The sequence below is a fragment of the Micromonospora sp. NPDC049151 genome, assembly GCF_040648395.1.
Lineage (GTDB): Bacteria > Actinomycetota > Actinomycetes > Mycobacteriales > Micromonosporaceae > Micromonospora.
Genome location: NZ_JBEZDP010000008.1, coordinates 64,112 through 80,500, shown reverse-complemented (window position 1 = coordinate 80,500; position 16,389 = coordinate 64,112). Strand labels below are relative to the sequence as shown.

The 16,389-nt window shown below is 72.9% G+C and carries 15 protein-coding genes; 3 read left to right on the top strand and 12 right to left on the bottom strand.

The window, feature by feature from the left end:
• Nucleotides 1-123: 123 nt before the first annotated feature.
• From AB0B20_RS11940 to eno, 7 genes are read right to left on the bottom strand one after another with little or no spacing between them, the layout of a single operon-like run.
• Nucleotides 124-501: a Fic family protein gene (locus AB0B20_RS11940; protein WP_116504050.1), complete on the bottom strand. Its 378-nt coding sequence runs from the start codon at nt 499-501 to the stop codon at nt 124-126.
• Nucleotides 498-701, bottom strand: a complete 204-nt coding sequence (locus tag AB0B20_RS11935; RefSeq protein WP_357470169.1) for an Arc family DNA-binding protein — start codon at nt 699-701, stop codon at nt 498-500. The genes AB0B20_RS11940 and AB0B20_RS11935 overlap by 4 nt, the downstream gene beginning before the upstream one ends.
• Nucleotides 702-736: 35 nt before the next feature.
• Complete coding sequence (locus AB0B20_RS11930) at nt 737-1,678, bottom strand: Ppx/GppA phosphatase family protein (RefSeq protein ID WP_357470352.1); 942 nt, start codon at nt 1,676-1,678, stop codon at nt 737-739.
• 42 nt (nt 1,679-1,720) lie between these two features.
• Nucleotides 1,721-2,230 (bottom strand): amino-acid N-acetyltransferase, encoded by a 510-nt coding sequence (locus tag AB0B20_RS11925; RefSeq protein WP_357470166.1) that lies wholly within the window; start codon nt 2,228-2,230, stop codon nt 1,721-1,723.
• Nucleotide 2,231: 1 nt separating this feature from the next.
• Nucleotides 2,232-2,789, bottom strand: a complete 558-nt coding sequence (locus AB0B20_RS11920; RefSeq protein WP_357470162.1) for a DUF501 domain-containing protein — start codon at nt 2,787-2,789, stop codon at nt 2,232-2,234.
• A 22-nt stretch (nt 2,790-2,811) separates the two neighbouring features.
• The gene (locus AB0B20_RS11915) at nt 2,812-3,447 is read right to left on the bottom strand and encodes a septum formation initiator family protein (protein ID WP_174534683.1); all 636 of its coding nucleotides are present in this window, start codon (nt 3,445-3,447) and stop codon (nt 2,812-2,814) included.
• 28 nt (nt 3,448-3,475) lie between these two features.
• The gene (gene eno, locus AB0B20_RS11910) at nt 3,476-4,759 is read right to left on the bottom strand and encodes a phosphopyruvate hydratase (RefSeq protein WP_357470159.1); all 1,284 of its coding nucleotides are present in this window, start codon (nt 4,757-4,759) and stop codon (nt 3,476-3,478) included.
• Nucleotides 4,760-4,971: 212 nt separating this feature from the next.
• On the opposite strand from eno, the gene AB0B20_RS11905 reads away from it, so the two are divergent.
• Both AB0B20_RS11905 and AB0B20_RS11900 read left to right on the top strand, forming a co-directional pair.
• The gene (locus tag AB0B20_RS11905; RefSeq protein ID WP_357381663.1) at nt 4,972-5,664 is read left to right on the top strand and encodes a hypothetical protein; all 693 of its coding nucleotides are present in this window, start codon (nt 4,972-4,974) and stop codon (nt 5,662-5,664) included.
• A complete protein-coding gene (locus tag AB0B20_RS11900) occupies nt 5,661-6,545 on the top strand; it encodes an NUDIX domain-containing protein (protein WP_357470156.1) in 885 nt (294 codons plus the stop codon). Before AB0B20_RS11905 ends, AB0B20_RS11900 begins: the two co-directional genes overlap by 4 nt.
• A 4-nt stretch (nt 6,546-6,549) precedes the next feature.
• Here the strand turns inward: AB0B20_RS11900 and AB0B20_RS11895 are convergent, their stop codons facing one another.
• From AB0B20_RS11895 to mfd, 4 genes are all read right to left on the bottom strand, one after another.
• A complete protein-coding gene (locus AB0B20_RS11895; RefSeq protein ID WP_357470153.1) occupies nt 6,550-8,169 on the bottom strand; it encodes a DUF885 domain-containing protein in 1,620 nt (539 codons plus the stop codon).
• 451 nt (nt 8,170-8,620) lie between these two features.
• Nucleotides 8,621-9,610 (bottom strand): nucleoside triphosphate pyrophosphohydrolase, encoded by a 990-nt coding sequence (locus AB0B20_RS11890; protein ID WP_357470150.1) that lies wholly within the window; start codon nt 9,608-9,610, stop codon nt 8,621-8,623.
• Nucleotides 9,607-10,377, bottom strand: a complete 771-nt coding sequence (locus tag AB0B20_RS11885) for a hypothetical protein (RefSeq protein WP_357381654.1) — start codon at nt 10,375-10,377, stop codon at nt 9,607-9,609. The genes AB0B20_RS11890 and AB0B20_RS11885 overlap by 4 nt, the downstream gene beginning before the upstream one ends.
• Nucleotides 10,378-10,541: 164 nt before the next feature.
• A complete protein-coding gene (gene mfd / locus AB0B20_RS11880; protein WP_357470146.1) occupies nt 10,542-14,198 on the bottom strand; it encodes a transcription-repair coupling factor in 3,657 nt (1,218 codons plus the stop codon).
• A gap of 156 nt (nt 14,199-14,354) precedes the next feature.
• Here mfd and AB0B20_RS11875 point away from each other — a divergent pair, with 156 nt between their 5' ends.
• Complete coding sequence (locus AB0B20_RS11875) at nt 14,355-15,263, top strand: cyclase family protein (protein WP_357470143.1); 909 nt, start codon at nt 14,355-14,357, stop codon at nt 15,261-15,263.
• Nucleotides 15,264-15,345: 82 nt separating this feature from the next.
• Here AB0B20_RS11875 and AB0B20_RS11870 read toward each other — a convergent pair whose 3' ends face one another.
• Entirely contained in the window at nt 15,346-16,386 is a 1,041-nt protein-coding gene (locus tag AB0B20_RS11870; RefSeq protein WP_357381647.1) for a S66 peptidase family protein, read from the bottom strand.
• Between the last annotated feature and the right edge of the window lie 3 nt (nt 16,387-16,389).

Below are 16,389 nucleotides of genomic sequence, written 5' to 3'. Positions count from 1 at the left end.
ATCCGCACTACCGTCAACAACACAGCACCCCTTCAGCAGGAGGAGGGTGGGCGGCAGGTGGCCGGCTAGGCGAGACTCCAGGCGGTGCCGTCCGGCAACTGCGACAGCATCTCCGCCGATGGCTCAGACGTAGAGCTTGCGGAGCTCGCGGGCGATGTCCGAGACCTCGGTCAGGGTGCCGCTTGCCACCGACATCACGAGAGCCTCGGCCTGATCAACGTCGACATCCTGGATCGGCACCTCGTTGAGGGCCAGAAACACCCGCCCCGCCGCCCAGGCGAGACGCTTGTTCCCGTCAATCAGCGCGTGGTTCATGCAGACCGAGTGCAGCAGCGCGGCGGCCTTGGTCCAGAGATCGGGATAAGCCTCCTGGCCGAACGCCACGGTGGCCGGGCGGACCACCGCCGATGAGAGCAGACCGAAATCACGGACCTGCGGCGTCCCACCCAGCACGATCGAGGCGATCTCCACGAGGTCGTCGACCTCGAGATAGTGGATCACTCCGCCAACCGCCGCAGCAGCTCGGCGTCACGCTCGGCAACCTCCCGCGCAAGATCCCGCACGCGGGCACGATGACTGCGCGTCGAGACGTACTCCTCGACGGCCACGACGATGGTGGCGTTCATCGACCGGTGCTCCTGCTCGGCAAGCTGCTTGAGCCGTTCGTGCAGTCCCTCAGGAAGATTGACAGTGGTGACCATATGGAAATCATACCGGCCACACGCAGGGGAACCACCTATCCCGAGGTCGCCGCGAGGCTCCAGGCGATGCCGTCGAGGATGTCGTGCTCGGAGGCGACCACCGACGGCATCCCGGCCCGCTCCATGATGATCCGCAGCACCAGCGCGCCCGCGCCGATCACGTCGGCCCGCCCGGGGTGCATCACCGGGTACGCCAGCCGCTGCTCACTGCTCTTGCCGAGCAGGTCGGCGGTCACCTCGGCCACCTGCTCGTACGAGATGCGGGCGTGGTGGATGCGGCTCGGGTCGTACTCCTGGAGCCCCTGCGCCAGGGCGACCACTGTGGTGACCGAACCGGCGAGCCCGACCAGCGTGGCGGCCTCGCGGCCGGGCACGACGGCGAGCGCGCGGTCGACGGCGGCGGCGATGTCGGCCTCGGCGGCGGCGATCTCGGCAGCGCCGGGCGGGTCGCCGTGCAGGTGCCGTTCGGTCATCCGGACGCAGCCGATGTCCACCGAGATCGCGCCGCGCACCCCGTCGGCGCGGGTGCCGACCACGAACTCGGTCGAGCCGCCGCCGATGTCGACCACCAGGTACGGCGGCTCGGCGTCGGCGGGCAGGCCGCGCACCGCGCCGGTGAACGACAGCCGTGCCTCCTCGTCGCCGGTCACCACCTCGGGCGGTACGCCGAGCGTGCGCTCGACCATGGCACGGAAGTCGGCGGCGTTCGAGGCGTCGCGGGAGGCCGAGGTGGCGCACATGCGTACCCGCTCGGCGCCGGACTTCTCGATCTCGGCCGCGTAGTCGGCGAGCGCCACCCGGGTCCGCTCGACGGCCTCCGGGGCGAGCATGCCGGTCTGGTCGACGCCCTGCCCCAGCCGGACGATCTCCATCCGCCGGCTGACGTCGCGCAGCGGCGCCGTCTCCCCGGCGGACGGGTCGGGCAGGTCGGCGATCAGCAGTCGGATCGAGTTGGTCCCGCAGTCGATGGCGGCCACACGCGCACTCACGGCGCCCACCCTACGGCAGCCCGCGCACGGTCAGAGGCGCAGCAGCATGCGGGTGTTGCCCAGGGTGTTGGGCTTGACCCGTTCCAGGTCCAGGAACTCCGCGACACCCTCGTCGTAGGAGCGCAGGAGCTGCTCGTACACCGGCTGCGGGACGGGGGCGCCGTCGATCTCGCGGAAGCCGAACGAGCCGAAGAAACCGGTCTCGAACGTGAGCACGAAGATCCGGCCGATGCCCAGCTCACGCGCCGAGTCGATCAGCTCGCCCACGATCCGGTGCCCGATCCGGTGGCCCCGGCAGGACGGGTCCACTGCCACCGTCCGGATCTCGGCCAGGTCCTCCCACATGACGTGCAGCGCGCCGCAGCCGACCACGGCACCGCTCGACGTCACCGCGACCCGGAACTCCTGCACGTCCTCGTACAACGTCACGGTGGCCTTGCTGAGCAGCCGACGATCGTCGGTGTAGGTGTCCACCAGCCGCCGGATCCCGCGCACGTCAGTGGTGCGGGCCCGGCGGACAGTGATCTCGTCGGCGCTCATCTCACTCCGCCGGCGGCACGTCCACGCAGGGGCCGGCCGCCCACCACTTCTCCACCAGCGCCAGCGTCTCGTCGCCGAACGGGTTGACCCCCGGCCCGGCGGCGAGCGCGTGCCCGAGGTGCACGTGCAGGCACTTCACCCGCCCCGGCATGCCGCCGGCCGAGATGCCGGCGATCTCCGGCACCTCGCCGATCGCCTCCCGGCGGGTCAGGTAGTCCTCGTGGGCCGCCCGGTACCGCGCGGCCAGCTCCGGATCCTCCGCCAGCCGCTCGGCCATCTCCTTCATCAGCCCGGCCGACTCCAGCCGGCTGCACGCCGCCGTGGCACGCGGGCAGGTCAGGTAGAACAGCGTCGGGAACGGCGTGCCGTCGGCCAGCCGCGGCGTCGTCTCCACCACGTCGGGCAGGCCGCACGGGCACCTGTGGGCCACCGCGCGGGTGCCGCGCGGCGGGCGTCCGAGCTGCGCGGCCACCGCGGCCAGGTCGGCCTCGGTGGCCGGCTGGCGTTCCGGCAGGGGTACGGAGTCCGCCGCCGGCTCCGACGGTGGTACGACGCTCAAGATGGTGCCTTTCGTGTGGTGCTCACTTGTCCCCGCGCTCGGCGTTCGCCGCCCGCACGCTCGACCACAGGGTGTCGTACCAGGGCTCCGGCGCGGTCGGCGCCCCCGGCTTCGCGTCCTTGCCGGCGTCCTTGGCCGCGCCCTCCGGGTCGGAGAGCACCACCAGCAGCGTCTCGCCCGGCTTGCCCATGAAGAAGCGCTCCCGGGCCTGCGTCTTGACGTACTCCGGGTCCTTCCACTTGGCCGCCTCGGCGGTGAGCCGCTCGATCTCGTCGCGCTGGGCGGCCTGCGCGGCCTCCATCCGCTCGATGTCGGCCTGCTGGTCCAGGTAGACCCGAACCGGGTAGGTGTACGCCAGGGCGAGCGCGATCAGTACCGCGAACAGCACTGTGGCGCGCCCGGTGATGCGCCGGGGTTGGGGTGCGGTGAGCCGCTTGACCGGAGCACCGGCGGCGGTACGCCGGGCCGCGGCGGGGCGGCTCGCGGAGCGTACGCCGTCGCTGGCCCGGGACGCGCCGGGTGACCGGCCGGCGGCGCGCGTGTCAGCGCGGACGCCGTTGTCGCGAGCCGTGGACCGGACCCGGGCGCCGCCCGTCCGGCCGGGCTGACCCGGCCGACGGGCGGGCCGCTGGCCACCCGGTGTGCGGCGCTGCTGCATCGTCACACCCCTCCCCCGGAGCGCTCGCTCAGGCCGAACGGTAACGCGGGAACGCGCCGGCGCCGGCGTACCGCGCCGCGTCGGCCAGTTCCTCCTCGATCCGCAGGAGCTGGTTGTACTTGGCCACCCGGTCCGAGCGGGCCGGCGCGCCGGTCTTGATCTGCCCGCAGCCGGTGGCGACGGCCAGGTCGGCGATCGTGGTGTCCTCGGTCTCGCCGGAGCGGTGGCTCATCATGCACTTGAAGCCGGCCCGGTGGGCCAGGTCGACGGCGTCCAGCGTCTCGGTGAGCGAGCCGATCTGGTTGACCTTGACCAGCACCGCGTTGGCGGCCTGCTCCGCGATGCCCCGGGCGATGCGCTGCGGGTTGGTGACGAACAGGTCGTCGCCGACGATCTGGATCCGGTCGCCGAGCGCGGCGGTGAGGGTGGCCCAGCCGCTCCAGTCGTCCTCGGCCAGCGGGTCCTCGATCGACACGATCGGGTAGTCGCCCGCCAGCTTGGTGTAGTAGTTGCTCATCTCCTCGGCGCTCTTGGCGCTGCCCTCGAACGTGTAGGTGCCGTTGTCGAAGAACTCGGTGGCGGCCACGTCGAGCGCGAAGACGATGTCGGTGCCGAGCCGGTAGCCGGCCTTCTCCACCGCCTCGGCGATCAGGTCCAGCGCGGCGGCGTTCGTGGGCAGGTTCGGGGCGAAGCCGCCCTCGTCACCCAGGCCCGTCGACAGGTCCTTCTTCTTCAGCACCGACTTCAGCGCGTGGTAGACCTCGGCGCCCGAGCGCAGCGCGTCCCGGAACGTCGGCACGCCGATCGGCGCGATCATGAACTCCTGGATGTCGACGTTCGAGTCGGCGTGCGCGCCACCGTTGAGGATGTTCATCATCGGCACCGGGAGCAGGTGCGCGTTCGGGCCGCCCAGGTAGCGGAACAGGCTCAGCTCGGCGCTGCCGGCGGCGGCCTTCGCCACGGCCAGGGAGACGCCGAGGATGGCGTTCGCGCCCAGCTCGCCCTTGTTGTCCGAGCCGTCGATGTCGATCATCTTCTGGTCGATCAGCCGCTGCTCGCTGGCCTCGTAGCCGATGAGCTGGTCGACGATCCGGTCCTCGATGTTGGCGACCGCCTTCTCGACACCCTTGCCCAGGTAGCGGTCGGAGTCACCGTCGCGTAGCTCGACCGCCTCGAAGGCGCCGGTGGAGGCGCCGGACGGCACCGCGGCACGGGCGATCGTGCCGTCGTCGAGCCCGACCTCGACCTCGACCGTCGGGTTGCCCCGCGAGTCCAGGATCTCCCGGGCGACGATTCCCTCGATGGTTGCCACTGAGTCGCTCCTCGTTTGTGTGGTTCCGGTCCATATGGGCCGCGACGGTGCGGCTGAGGCAGGTGTTGAACGCAGCGTATCGGTCCCCGCCCCGCCGCACGCCGCTCGGGGCAGGCCTCGACGCGCCTGCTGAGACGGACATTCCCGGATTACCGGTCGTCAACCGGCAACCGGTTTGCGAGACGTTGCGCCGATCGACAAGGCTGGGCATCATGCCTGCCGCCACGACGACTCTCCGCGTGCTCGCCGCCTCGGTCATCGCGTCGCTCTCGGTCACCGGCTGCCAGGCCCTGGACGACGCGAACGTCGCGCTCGGCCGCTCCGACCTGGTCAACGACCTCGCCGCGCGGATGGACCGGGCGCTGGAGCAGACCTGGGCCGCCGACTACCAGATCGACGGCGGCCGGACCGCCTCGATCGCGCAGACGAAGAAGCCGCTGCGCTCCACGTACACCTGGCCGGGCGGCAAGATCACGGTGACGCAGGAGTCGGTGACCCGGTGCGCGAGCACCGCCGCCCGCACCTCCTGCACCGTCTCGCCGCCCGTGCTCACCGCCGGCAAGCCGTCGGTGGTCGTCTACGACGAGGCGCGCAAGGAGGGCCTCGTCACGCCGCCCGCGGTGATCCGGCTGCTCACCGCGGCGGCGCTCGATCCGGAAGCGGTCATCGAGCAGAGCGACACCACGCTCGCCGGCCGCCACGCCACCTGCGTCGACGTCACCCACAGCGGGGAACGCTTCAGCGCCTGCGTGACGACCGAAGGCGTGCTGGGGAGCTTCTCCGGCACGCTCGACGGCAAGCCCGCCGAGGTGACGCTGAGTCGCTACACCGAGAGCGTCGAGGCCGCCGCGTTCGCCGTGCCGGCCGGCGCCGGTGTGGTGGACCGCCGCCCCACCACGTCGTGACCCCGCCCGACGGTCCCCCGTCCGAGGCCGAGGCCGGGGCCACCGGCGCTCGCCCGGCGCGCGCCGGATTCCTGCCCGCTGCCGATCACGGGCGGCCGCCGCGGCGCGACGACCTGGCGCTGCCGGTCTCCGGACGGAAGCTGCTGACCGGCCCGGACGAGCAGCCGCTGCGGATCGGCGCGCTGCCCGGCGACCTCGCCTGGACGCCGGTCGGCACGCTCGACGGCATACCGGCGTGGGCCGCCGAGGTGACCGATCCGGAGTCGCTGCCCGGCCGGTGGCGCAGCTGGCGCGGCCTCGCCGCCGAACTACCGGCACCCCGCGCCGACCTGGCCGGGCGGGCGCTCGCCGTGGTCAACTGGCGGCGTACGCACAGGTGGTGCGGCGCGTGCCGGGCCGAACTGGCCGACGTGCCGGGCGAGACCGCGCGGCGTTGCCCGGAGTGCGAACTCACCTCGTTCCTCCCCCTGTCCGTCGCGGTGCTGACCGCGATCACCCGGCCCGGCCCGGCCGGTGGGGCCGACGAGCTGCTGCTGGTCCGCCACGCGCACGGACCGACGCAGCTGTGGGCGCTCGTTGCCGGGTTCGTCGAGGCGGGCGAGTCGCTGGAGGCGGCGGTGCACCGCGAGGTCGCCGAGGAGGTCGGCCTGACCCTGCGGCGACCGGCCTACGTGGACAGCCAGCCGTGGGCGCTGTCCGGGCCGGGCACGCTGCTCGCCGGGTTCACCGCCGAGGTGACCGACCCGGCCGCCGAACCGGCCCCCGACGGCACCGAGCTGACCGAGGCGCGCTGGTTCCCGGTCGACGCGCTGCCCGCCGAGCTGCCGCCCGCGTACTCGCTGTCGCGCTGGCTGATCGACGCGGCCGCCGGCCGCCGGTGAGCCCTCACACCCCCAGCAGCGTCCGCAGGTGGCGCGGCGGCGGGCAGTCGTGCGCCAGCATGGCGTCGTGCCAGTCGCGCAGCGGCACGCCGTCCGGCCGCGCGGCGGCGATGTCGGCCATCTCGCTGTAGCCGACGAAGTACGTGGACAGCTGCGTCGAGGTGAGCAGCGCCCGCCGCCACTTGCCGGCCGCCTCGCCCTCCTCCTGGAAGCCACGCCCGGTCATCAACGCCATCGCCTCGGACTCGGGCAGGTCGTCGCAGTGCACGAGCTGGTCGAGCAGCGCGTTGATGGTCATCCGGAGCTGCATCTTGAGCTGCTGCAACCGCACCGGCAGACCGCCGAAGCCGAGCCCGGCCATCAGCTCCTCGGCGTAGACCGCCCAGCCCTCGACGAACACGCCCGACTCGGTGAGCGCGCGTACCCGGGTCGGACCGTCGTAGCGGCGGGCGTGCGCGAGCTGGAGGAAGTGCCCGGGCATCGCCTCGTGCACGGTCAGGTTGCGGATCATGTGGTCGTTGTACTCGCGGTAGAACGACTCGACCCGCTGCGCCGGCCAGTCCGACGGGGTGGGCGAGATGCAGTAGAACGTCGGTACGTCGGCCGTCTCCAGCGGGCCCGGCGAGTCGCAGTAGGCCACCGCCACGCCCCGCGCGAACTCCGGCATCTCCTGGATGACGCACGGGTCGCCGACCATGCTGACCAGGTCGTGGTGGCGGACGAAGTCACTCGCCTCGTCCAGCGTCACCGAGGCGAGATCGACGATCGTGGCGTCGTCCGGGTGCTCGGCGGCGAGCAGGTCCAGCGCCCGGCGTACCGTCTCGTCGTCGGCCGGACCACCGACCAGCTCGACCGACGCCGCGCGGATCTCCTCGGTGACCCGGTCGAGGTTGGCCCAGGCGCGGCGCTGCACCTCGGCGGCGCTCAGCTCGGTGTCGAGCGTGTGCCACAGCCGCGCCTCCCACCGCCGCCGGCCCAGCCGCGGGTCACGCCCCGGGCCGGCGTCGGCGGCCAGGCCCTGCCGCAGCCAGGCCACGAACTCCTCCAGCGCGGCGATCGCGTCGGTGGCCGCCGCGCCGACCCGCTCACGCAGCGCCGGCGCCTCGGCCAGCAACCCGGGCACCTCGTCGCGGATCAGCGCCGCCGTACCGGTGAACTGCCCGACCGCCGTCTCCGCGTGGACCCGCGGCATGTCCCGCAGCGTCGCGCGCGCTGTCGACAGCGCGTCGGGTACGGCCGACAGGCGCCCGACCAGGCTGGTCAGGCGCTCCTCGGCCGGGGCAAAGGGACGGGCCAGCAGGGCGTGCAGCAGCGGTCCCGGGTTGTGGCGCAGCGGATCCCACTCGTGGCCGCGGATCTCGCCGACCTCGAACAGACCCCTGTCGACGAGGCTGGTGAGCAGCGCGTGGTCGACGCTCTCCGCCGGGTCGAGCGCGTCCGGGTCGATTTCCGCGAGCGCGTCGGCGGCGTCCTTGAGCATCGCCTGGTCGGCCGCGAGGGCATCGGCGGAGAGGTCGGGCAGGCGGTCGTCGTAACGGTGGTCCCCGGCGAAGGTGGCCAGCCCGGGCCGGCTCTCCAGCAACGCCTCCACGATCCGCTCCGCCAGCGGCACGAACGACTCCATCCCCCGACCCTACCGACCTCCACTCCCTCCGCGCCCTCCCCGCGCCCTCCCCCGCCCCTCCGCGTTGATCAAGGAGTTTGCGTCCCGCTCAGCGCCCCCCGACGACACAAACTCCTTGATCACCACGGCGAGTCAGCTGGACGGCCCGTGCCGGCGCTGCCGCCGGCCCTCGACGCGCTGGCTGGTGGGCGCGAGCGCGCCCAAGGCCGACGTAGATCTTGGACGGAAACGGCCCCTATAGGGGCACTTTCGTACCAAGATCTCCGCTGATCCCGCGATACGAACGGCGAGTCTCGCCTTCCGGGAGGCGCGGCTGGGCGGGGGCGGTCGGCTCGGCGATCTTGCACTTTGCGCCCGGGCAGATCGGGCATTTGCGGGCACCGCTCGGGCCGAAAGTGCAAGATCGCCAAGGGAGGGCAGGGAAGGGCAAGGGGGGTGGGGCGCGGAGGGGCTAGGCGGGGCTGGTGGGGGTGGGGCGTTCGGCGGCTCGGACGGCTTCGGCGTACGCCAGGGTGGCCCGCCGTAGGGCGGCCTCCGGGTCGATGCCGGCCTGCCGTGCGGCGGCGACAGTTGCGAGCAGGCTCGCTCCCAGCCGGGCCTCCGGGTCCACCTGCGACTCGGCAAGCGGGGGCGGTACGGCCAGGCCGACCCGGCCGGCACGGTCCAGGATCTTCGCGGCCAGCGAGAGCGCGGGCTGGCTCAGCGCGATGCCGTCGAGCACCGATTCGCGGGTCTTCTCGGCCCGCTTGATCCGCTCCCAGTTCGCCTCGATCTCCTCGATCGAGCCGGCCGGCTCGCCGGAGAAGACGTGCGGGTTACGCCGCACCATCTTGTCGACCAGGGTCCCCGCCACGTCGTCGACGGTCCAGCTCTTGCCCTCCGGCAGGTTCTCCGCCAGCCGGGCGTGCAGCAGCACCTGGAGCAGGACGTCGCCCAGTTCCTCGCGGAGCGCGTCGGTGTCGTCGGCGCTGATCGCGTCGTACGCCTCGTAGCACTCCTCCAGCAGGAACCGGGCCAGGGTGCGGTGGGTCTGTGCCCGCTTCCACGGGTCGCCGCCCGGCGAGGCCAGCCGGTCCATCACCTCGACCGCGTCGAGCAGCCGGGCGCCGGGCGGGTCCCACGAGCCGTACATCAGCTCCAGTTCGGCCAGGGCGGGCTCGCGGGCCAGCCGCAGGCCGAGTTCGCGGGCCAGCGCCTCGTCGCCGGTCGGGCCGGCCAGCCACACCGCCCCACCGTGCGCCGCCGCGGCGTCGAGCAGCGCCGGGGTCGCACCCTCGGTCACCACGTTCACCTCGGCGCCGGCCGTCCGCACCGCCCGGGTCAGCTCGCTCTCCGCACCGGCGAGGACCGGAGCGGAGCGTACGGCGTCCCAGGCGGCCGAGGTCAGCAATCCGGCGGGCAGCCGGGGCGAGGTGACGAGCAGGACGATGCGCGCGGTCATGCGGCTCCGGGAGCCGGCGAACCGGAGGCCGGCGCCTCGGGCGTCGAGATGTCGGTGACCGGGCCCTCCTCGTTGACGTACGGCAGGGAGTAGAAGACGAACGACTGGCCGGTGTTCACGAGCGACGGCACGCCGGTCACGCCGAACCGGGGGTTGACGCGGACGTCCGTCTTCTCGGCCTGCTGCTGGAGCGCGTTGCTGAGGGCGGTGGCGGTACGCACGAACCCGGCCTCGCCGAACGCCTGCCGGACCTGGTCGACGCTCATGCCCGGCTGGATCGCCCCGGTCTTCTCGATGGCCCGGTAGACGGCCATCAGGGACTCGTCGCTGAGGTCGGCCGGGGGCAGGCTCTGCTGGAGCGTGCCGGAGAGGTCGACCCACTCGCCCCACAGCTTCGTGTACTCGGTGGTCGCCGGCATGCGCAGCTCCTGCTGGAGCTGCTCCGGGGAGATCTGGTCGGCGACCTGGAGACCCTTCTCGGCCGCCACGCGCTTGCCCAGGTCGATCGCGACCAGCAGGTTCAGCACGTCCTGCCGGGTCACCGAGGACCGCAGCTCCGCCGGCGAGGGCGTCTGCGGCGCCTGGCTACGGACGGCGTCCGCGTACTGCCGTTGCGCGTCCTCGTAGATCGCGTCGACCCGGTCGACCGAGTACCGGGTGTCGCCGACGTATGCGGCGACGTCCGGGGCGGAGCGGCCACAGGCGGCGAGAGAGAGCGCGGCGAGGGCCGCGACGCTGACGGCGACGAGGGAACGGCGAGCACGCATGAGGGTCACTCTCTCACGCCCCGTACCGGCCTGTGACTCCACCCACCTCATCGGGCACCGGCCACGGAACCGGCAGAACCGGCCAGCTCCTCGGGCTTGCCCCGTCACCTTCCGCTCGCCACTGCGGGGCTGGCAGAACCGGCCAGCTCCTGGGGCTTGCCCCGTCACCTTCCGCTCGCCACTGCGGGGCTGGCAGAACCGGCCAGCTCCTCGGGCTTGCCCAGCACATCGGCCAGGAGCTGCCCGCACCACTCCAGCAGCGCCTGGTCGCGCAGCGGTTCGCCGCCGATCCGCCGGGTGCTGGGCCGGGGCACGCTGACCTGGTCGAGCGCCTGCTTGTAGACCGAGTCCGGGTGGTAGCGCTTGAGCCGCATCTGCTTGGAGTCGGGCAGCGGCAGCGGGCCGAACCGGATGTGCTTGCCCTGCATCGACACGTCGGTCAGCCCGTAGCGGCGGGCCAGCAGCCGGAACCGGGCCACCGCGACCAGGTTCTGCACCGGCGCGGGCGGCTCGCCGTACCGGTCGGTCATCTCGGCGACCACCTCACGCAGGCGCTCCTCATCGCGGGCCTCGGCGAGCTTGCGGTACATCTCCAGGCGCAGCCGCTCCACGGCGACGTAGTCGTGCGGCAGGTGCGCGTCGATCGGCAGGTCGACCTTGACCTCGGTCTCCTCCTCGGTGCTCTCGCCCTTGAAGGCGGACACGGCCTCGCCGACCATCCGCACGTAGAGGTCGAAGCCGACGCCCTCGATGTGGCCGGACTGCTCGCCGCCGAGCAGGTTTCCGGCGCCGCGGATCTCCAGGTCCTTCATCGCCACGTACATGCCGGCGCCGAGTTCGGTGTGCTGGGCGATGGTGGCGAGCCGCTCGTGCGCGTTCTCGGTCAGCGGCTTCTCCGGCGGGTAGAGGAAGTAGGCGTACGCCCGTTCGCGGCCGCGGCCGACCCGGCCGCGGATCTGGTGCAGCTGGGCCAGGCCGAGCAGGTCGGCCCGCTCGACGATGAGGGTGTTGGCGTTGGGGATGTCGATGCCGGACTCGACGATGGTGGTGCAGACCAGGACGTCGAACTCCTTCTCCCAGAAGCCGACCATCACCTTCTCCAGCGCCTCCTCGCCCATCTGGCCGTGCGCCACCGCGACCCGCGCCTCCGGCACCAGTTCCCGGAGCTTGCGCGCCGTCTTCTCGATCGACTCGACCCGGTTGTGCAGGTAGAAGACCTGACCGTCGCGCAGCAGCTCACGGTGGATGGAGGCGGCCACCTGCCGGTCGTCGTACGCGCCGACGAACGTGAGCACCGGGTGCCGCTCCTCCGGCGGGGTGGCGATGGTGGACATCTCCCGAATGCCGGTGATCGCCATCTCCAGCGTGCGCGGGATCGGGGTGGCCGACATGGCGAGCACGTCGACCGAGGCGCGCAGCGTCTTCAGGTGCTCCTTGTGCTCGACGCCGAACCGCTGCTCCTCGTCGATGATGACCAGCCCCAGAGACTTGAACCGGGTGGACGCCTGGAGCAGCCGGTGGGTGCCGATGACGATGTCGACGGTGCCGGCAGCGGCCATCTCCAGCGTCTGCTCGGTCTCCTTCGGCGTCTGGAACCGGGACAGCTGCCGGATCGACACCGGGAACTGGCTCATCCGCTCGGCGAACGTGTTGTAGTGCTGCTGCACCAGCAGCGTGGTCGGCACCAGCACGGCCACCTGCTTGCCGTCCTGCACCGCCTTGAACGCCGCGCGTACCGCGATCTCGGTCTTGCCGTAGCCGACGTCGCCGCAGATCAGCCGGTCCATCGGGACGGTCTGTTCCATGTCCCGCTTGACCTCCTCGATGGCGGCCAGCTGGTCGGGTGTCTCCTGCCAGGGGAACGCGTCCTCCAGCTCCCGCTGCCACGGGGTGTCGGGGGCGAAGTTGTGCCCCTTGGACGCCTTGCGCGCGGCGTAGAGCTGGATGAGCTGCGCGGCGATCTCACGGACCGCCTTGCGGGCCCGGGCCTTGGACTTCTGCCAGTCCGAGCCGCCCATCTTGTGCAGCGTGGGCTGCTCGCCGCCGACGTAGCGGGAGAGCTGGTCGAGCTGGTCGGTGGGGACGAAGAGGCGGTCACCGGGCTGGCCGCGCTTGCTCGGCGCGTACTCGATGACCAGGTATTCGCGGCTCGCGCCGTTCACCGTGCGCTGCACCAGCTCGACGTACCGGCCGATGCCGTGCTGCTCGTGCACCACGAAGTCGCCGGCCTTCAGCTCCAGCGGGTCGATGGTGTTGCGCCGCCGGCTGGGCATCTTGCGCATGTCGCGGGTGGACGTGCCCCGGCCGCCGGTGACGTCGTTGCCGGTGAGGAGCACGAACTTCGACGCCTCGTCGACGAAGCCGGCGGTCAGGCAGCCGCACGACACGAGCAGCTCGCCGGGCGCGGGCGCGGCGGGCACCTCCTCGGTGAGGCGGGCGCCGAGACCGGCGTCGCGCAGCACCTCGACGGCCCGCTGGGCGGGACCGTGCCCCTCGAACACCAGCGCGATCGACCAGCCCTCGCCGGCCCACCGCTTCAGGTCGTCGACCACCCGTGCGGTCTCGCCGTGGTAGAGCGGGGCCGGCTGGGCGGCCAGACTCACCGCGATGGCGTCGTCGGGGGTGACGTCGACAGCGGCCGGCTCGTCCTCCCAGGGCTGCCGGGCCGGGGCGGCGTCGGCCTCGACCAGGCCGAACGGCGCGAGCGTCCACCAGGGCTGGCGCAGGGCGCGGGCCGCCGTGCGTACCTCGGCCAGGGTCTTGAAGGCGGCGGCGCCGAGGTCGACAGGGGCCTGGCCGCCGACGGCGGCCGCGGCCCAGCTGGCCTGGAGGAACTCCTCCGAGGTACGGACCAGGTCGTGCGCGCGGGTGCGGATGCGCTCCGGGTCGCAGAGGAGGACGTGGGTGCCGGCCGGCATGCAGTCCACGAGGAGTTCGAGCGCGTCGGCTCCGATCAGCGCCGGGGCCAGCGACTCCATGCCCTCGACCGGGATGCCCTCGGCCAGCTTGTCCAGGATCTCGGCCAGCTCGGGGTGCTCGGCGGCGAGCGCGGCGGCCCGCTCCCGCACCGCCGGGGTCAGCAGCAGTTCCCGGCACGGCGGCGCCCAGAGCTGCGCGACGCCCTCGATGGTGCGCTGGTCGGCGACCGCGAAGGTGCGGATCTCCTCCACCTCGTCGCCCCAGAACTCGACCCGGGACGGGTGCTCGTCGGTGGGCGGGAAGACGTCCAGGATGCCGCCGCGCACGGCGAACTCGCCGCGCTTGGTGACCAGGTCGACCCGGGCGTACGCCATGTCGGTGAGCCGGCGGGCCACCTCTTCCAGGTCGGCCTCGTCACCGGCGGCGAGCTGGACGGGCTCCAGGTCGCCGAGGCCCTTGAGCTGCGGCTGGAGCAGCGAGCGGACCGGCGCGACGACCACCCGCAGCGGCCCGGTACGGCCGTGCGCGTCAGCGGCGTCCGGGTGGGCGAGGCGGCGCAGCACGGCCAGGCGGCGCCCGACCGTGTCGGAGCGGGGCGACAGCCGCTCGTGCGGCAGCGTCTCCCAGGACGGGAAGACCGCCACCTGCTCCGGCGGCAGCAGGCTGCCCAGCGCGGAGGCCAGGTCGTCGGCCTCGCGGGTGGTGGCGGTGACCGCGAGGACCGGGCGGCCCGCGCCGCCGGCCGGCTCGTCGGCGGCGACGGCTGCGACAGCGAACGGGCGCAGCGCGGCGGGGGCGGTCAGGTCGAGCCCGTCGACCTGCGCGGCACCGGAGCGCGCCAGGTCACGCGCCCGGGCCAGCCCCGGGTCGGCCAGGGCGGCGGAGAAGAGTCCGGTGAGCATCAGTGATCACTTCCAGCGGCTTCGACACACGACGACGACCCCGCGTCCAGCCGGACGGGGGGTGCACCGTTCGAGCCTATCCCCCCGCACCGACGTTCCGGGGCCGCCCGAATCTGGATCTTGACCGGCCGCGGCCGGGCGTGGTGCGGTGGGCGGATGATCGAGTATCGGACGGTCTTCGACGCCGAGGTGGTTTTCTCCAACGGTGGCGGGCTGCGCACCGACGGGTTCCGGCTGGACGTGCCGCACCCGGACGTCACCGACGACGAGGTGGCCGCGCTGCTGGTCCGGCACCTCGGGCTGCTCATGGTCGGCGAGGTACGGATCACCAACCGGACCGTCGTCGAGGAGCCGCACAAGGGCGGGCGGGGCCTCGACGTCCCGGCCTCCGGTGGGCGGAAGCTCGTCGAGCTGAGTCACGTGATCACCGAGGGCATGGTCACGCTGCCCGGCTGGCCCGGACCGTCGATCACCGACTGGCTGACCCGGGAGGAGTCCCGGGAGCGGTACGCGCCGGGTGTCGAGTTCCACGTCGCGCGGATCAACATGATCGCCAACACCGGCACGTACGTGGACACGCCGTCGCACCGCTTCGCCGACGGCCCGGACCTGACCGGGATGCCGCTGGACCGCCTCGCCGACCTGCCCGGCCTGGTGGTACGCGTGCCGGCCGGTACGCGCGCGGTGGACCGGCTGCTGCTCGCCCCGTACGACGTGGCCGGGTGCGCGGTGCTGCTGCACACCGGCTGGGACGCGCACTTCGGCACCGACGCGTACGCCGCTCCGGAGGCGCCCTACCTGACCGGTGACGGCGCGCAGTGGCTGGCCGAGGCGGGCGCGGCGCTCGTCGGCATCGACTCGATCAACATCGACGACATGACTCCGGCGGCAGCCGGTCAGCGCCCGGCGCACACCGGCCTGCTGGCCGCCGGCATCCCGATCGTGGAACACCTGACCGGTCTGGACGCGCTGCCGCCTACCGGTTTCCGGTTCACCGCCGCCCCGCCACGGGTGGCCGGCATGGGCACGTTCCCGGTCCGCGCCTTCGCCGTCGTCGACGCCTGACCCACGCCGGCGCCGGCCGGACAGCGCCGGGTGGAACGCCATGGGTGTCGAAACAGCGCGGAGACACCCATGGCCGGCGTCGTCAGTAGCGCACGGCGATCCGGCGCTCGACCGCGTCCACCCGGATCTCGCCGCCGTACGGGATGATCAGCTGCGGGTCGGTGTGGCCCAGGTCGACGTCGAAGACCACCACCGGGTCGCCGGCGTACGGGGCGAGCGCCGACAGGATCGCCTCCCGCTGGTCCTCACTCCAGGCCAGCCGCTGCGCCACGGTATGCGGCCGGTCGAAGTCCCACGCCTTGGGGCGGCCCACCACGATCGCCGGTACGGCGGCGAGCAGACCCCGCTCGCCCATGTTGCGCACGATCCGGAAGACCTCCTGCGCGGGCGGCATCTCCTCCGACGTCTCCAGCACCAGCACCGAGCCGGCCAGGTCGGCCGCGCGCGGAACGCGGTCGGCCGCCATCAGCCAGTGCAGGATCTCCAGGTTGCCGCCCCAGGTGCGGCCCCGCACCACCTCGGCCGGGCCGTGCCAGCGCCAGCCCTCGGACGGGTACATCGGCGGCTCCCCGGCCAGCGCGGCCGGGTCGCGCCAGTCGCACGGCTCGTCGCCCCACTCGGGCGCGGCGGTCAGCTCGTACCAGCCGGAGGTGAACAGCGCGGCGCGCAGCGAGTCGAGCGTGAGCGGGTGCGGCTTGCCGGAGCGCCCGAGGTGCACCAGCACCGAGCCGCCGTGGTAGCCGACGACGCCCAGCCGGTAGAGGTGGTTGAGCACGTTGGTGTTGTCCGAGTAGCCGAAGTACGGCTTCGGGTTCGCCCGCAGCACGTCGTCGTCCAGGTACGGGGTGACGGTGATCAGGTCGTCCCCGCCGACCGTCGCCAGGACGGCGGTGATCGTCGGGTCGGCGAACGCGGCGGTCAGGTCACGTGCCCGGTCGCGCGGGTCGGCGCCCATGACCCGGGTCGTCGGATACTCCACCGGTTCCAGCCCCAGCTCGTCGCGGAGCCGGCGCAGCCCCAGCTCGTACACGTGGGGGAAGAGACCCGGCAGGCCGGCGGAGGGCGACACCACCGCGACCCGGTCGCCCGGCTGCGGTTTGGCGGGGTAGACAGGCACGTTCATGGC

Bases quoted from the DNA above. Each gene is read 5' to 3' on its own strand.
- AB0B20_RS11925 (WP_357470166.1), bottom strand. From the start codon at position 2,230: ATGAGCGCCGACGAGATCACTGTCCGCCGGGCCCGCACCACTGACGTG.
- mfd (WP_357470146.1), bottom strand. From the start codon at position 14,198: ATGCTCACCGGACTCTTCTCCGCCGCCCTGGCCGACCCGGGGCTGGCC.
- AB0B20_RS11915 (WP_174534683.1), bottom strand. From the start codon at position 3,447: ATGCAGCAGCGCCGCACACCGGGTGGCCAGCGGCCCGCCCGTCGGCCG.
- AB0B20_RS11870 (WP_357381647.1), bottom strand. From the start codon at position 16,386: ATGAACGTGCCTGTCTACCCCGCCAAACCGCAGCCGGGCGACCGGGTC.
- AB0B20_RS11895 (WP_357470153.1), bottom strand. From the start codon at position 8,169: ATGGAGTCGTTCGTGCCGCTGGCGGAGCGGATCGTGGAGGCGTTGCTG.
- AB0B20_RS11875 (WP_357470143.1), top strand. From the start codon at position 14,355: ATGATCGAGTATCGGACGGTCTTCGACGCCGAGGTGGTTTTCTCCAAC.
- AB0B20_RS11890 (WP_357470150.1), bottom strand. From the start codon at position 9,610: ATGACCGCGCGCATCGTCCTGCTCGTCACCTCGCCCCGGCTGCCCGCC.
- AB0B20_RS11885 (WP_357381654.1), bottom strand. From the start codon at position 10,377: ATGCGTGCTCGCCGTTCCCTCGTCGCCGTCAGCGTCGCGGCCCTCGCC.
- AB0B20_RS11905 (WP_357381663.1), top strand. From the start codon at position 4,972: ATGCCTGCCGCCACGACGACTCTCCGCGTGCTCGCCGCCTCGGTCATC.
- AB0B20_RS11935 (WP_357470169.1), bottom strand. From the start codon at position 701: ATGGTCACCACTGTCAATCTTCCTGAGGGACTGCACGAACGGCTCAAG.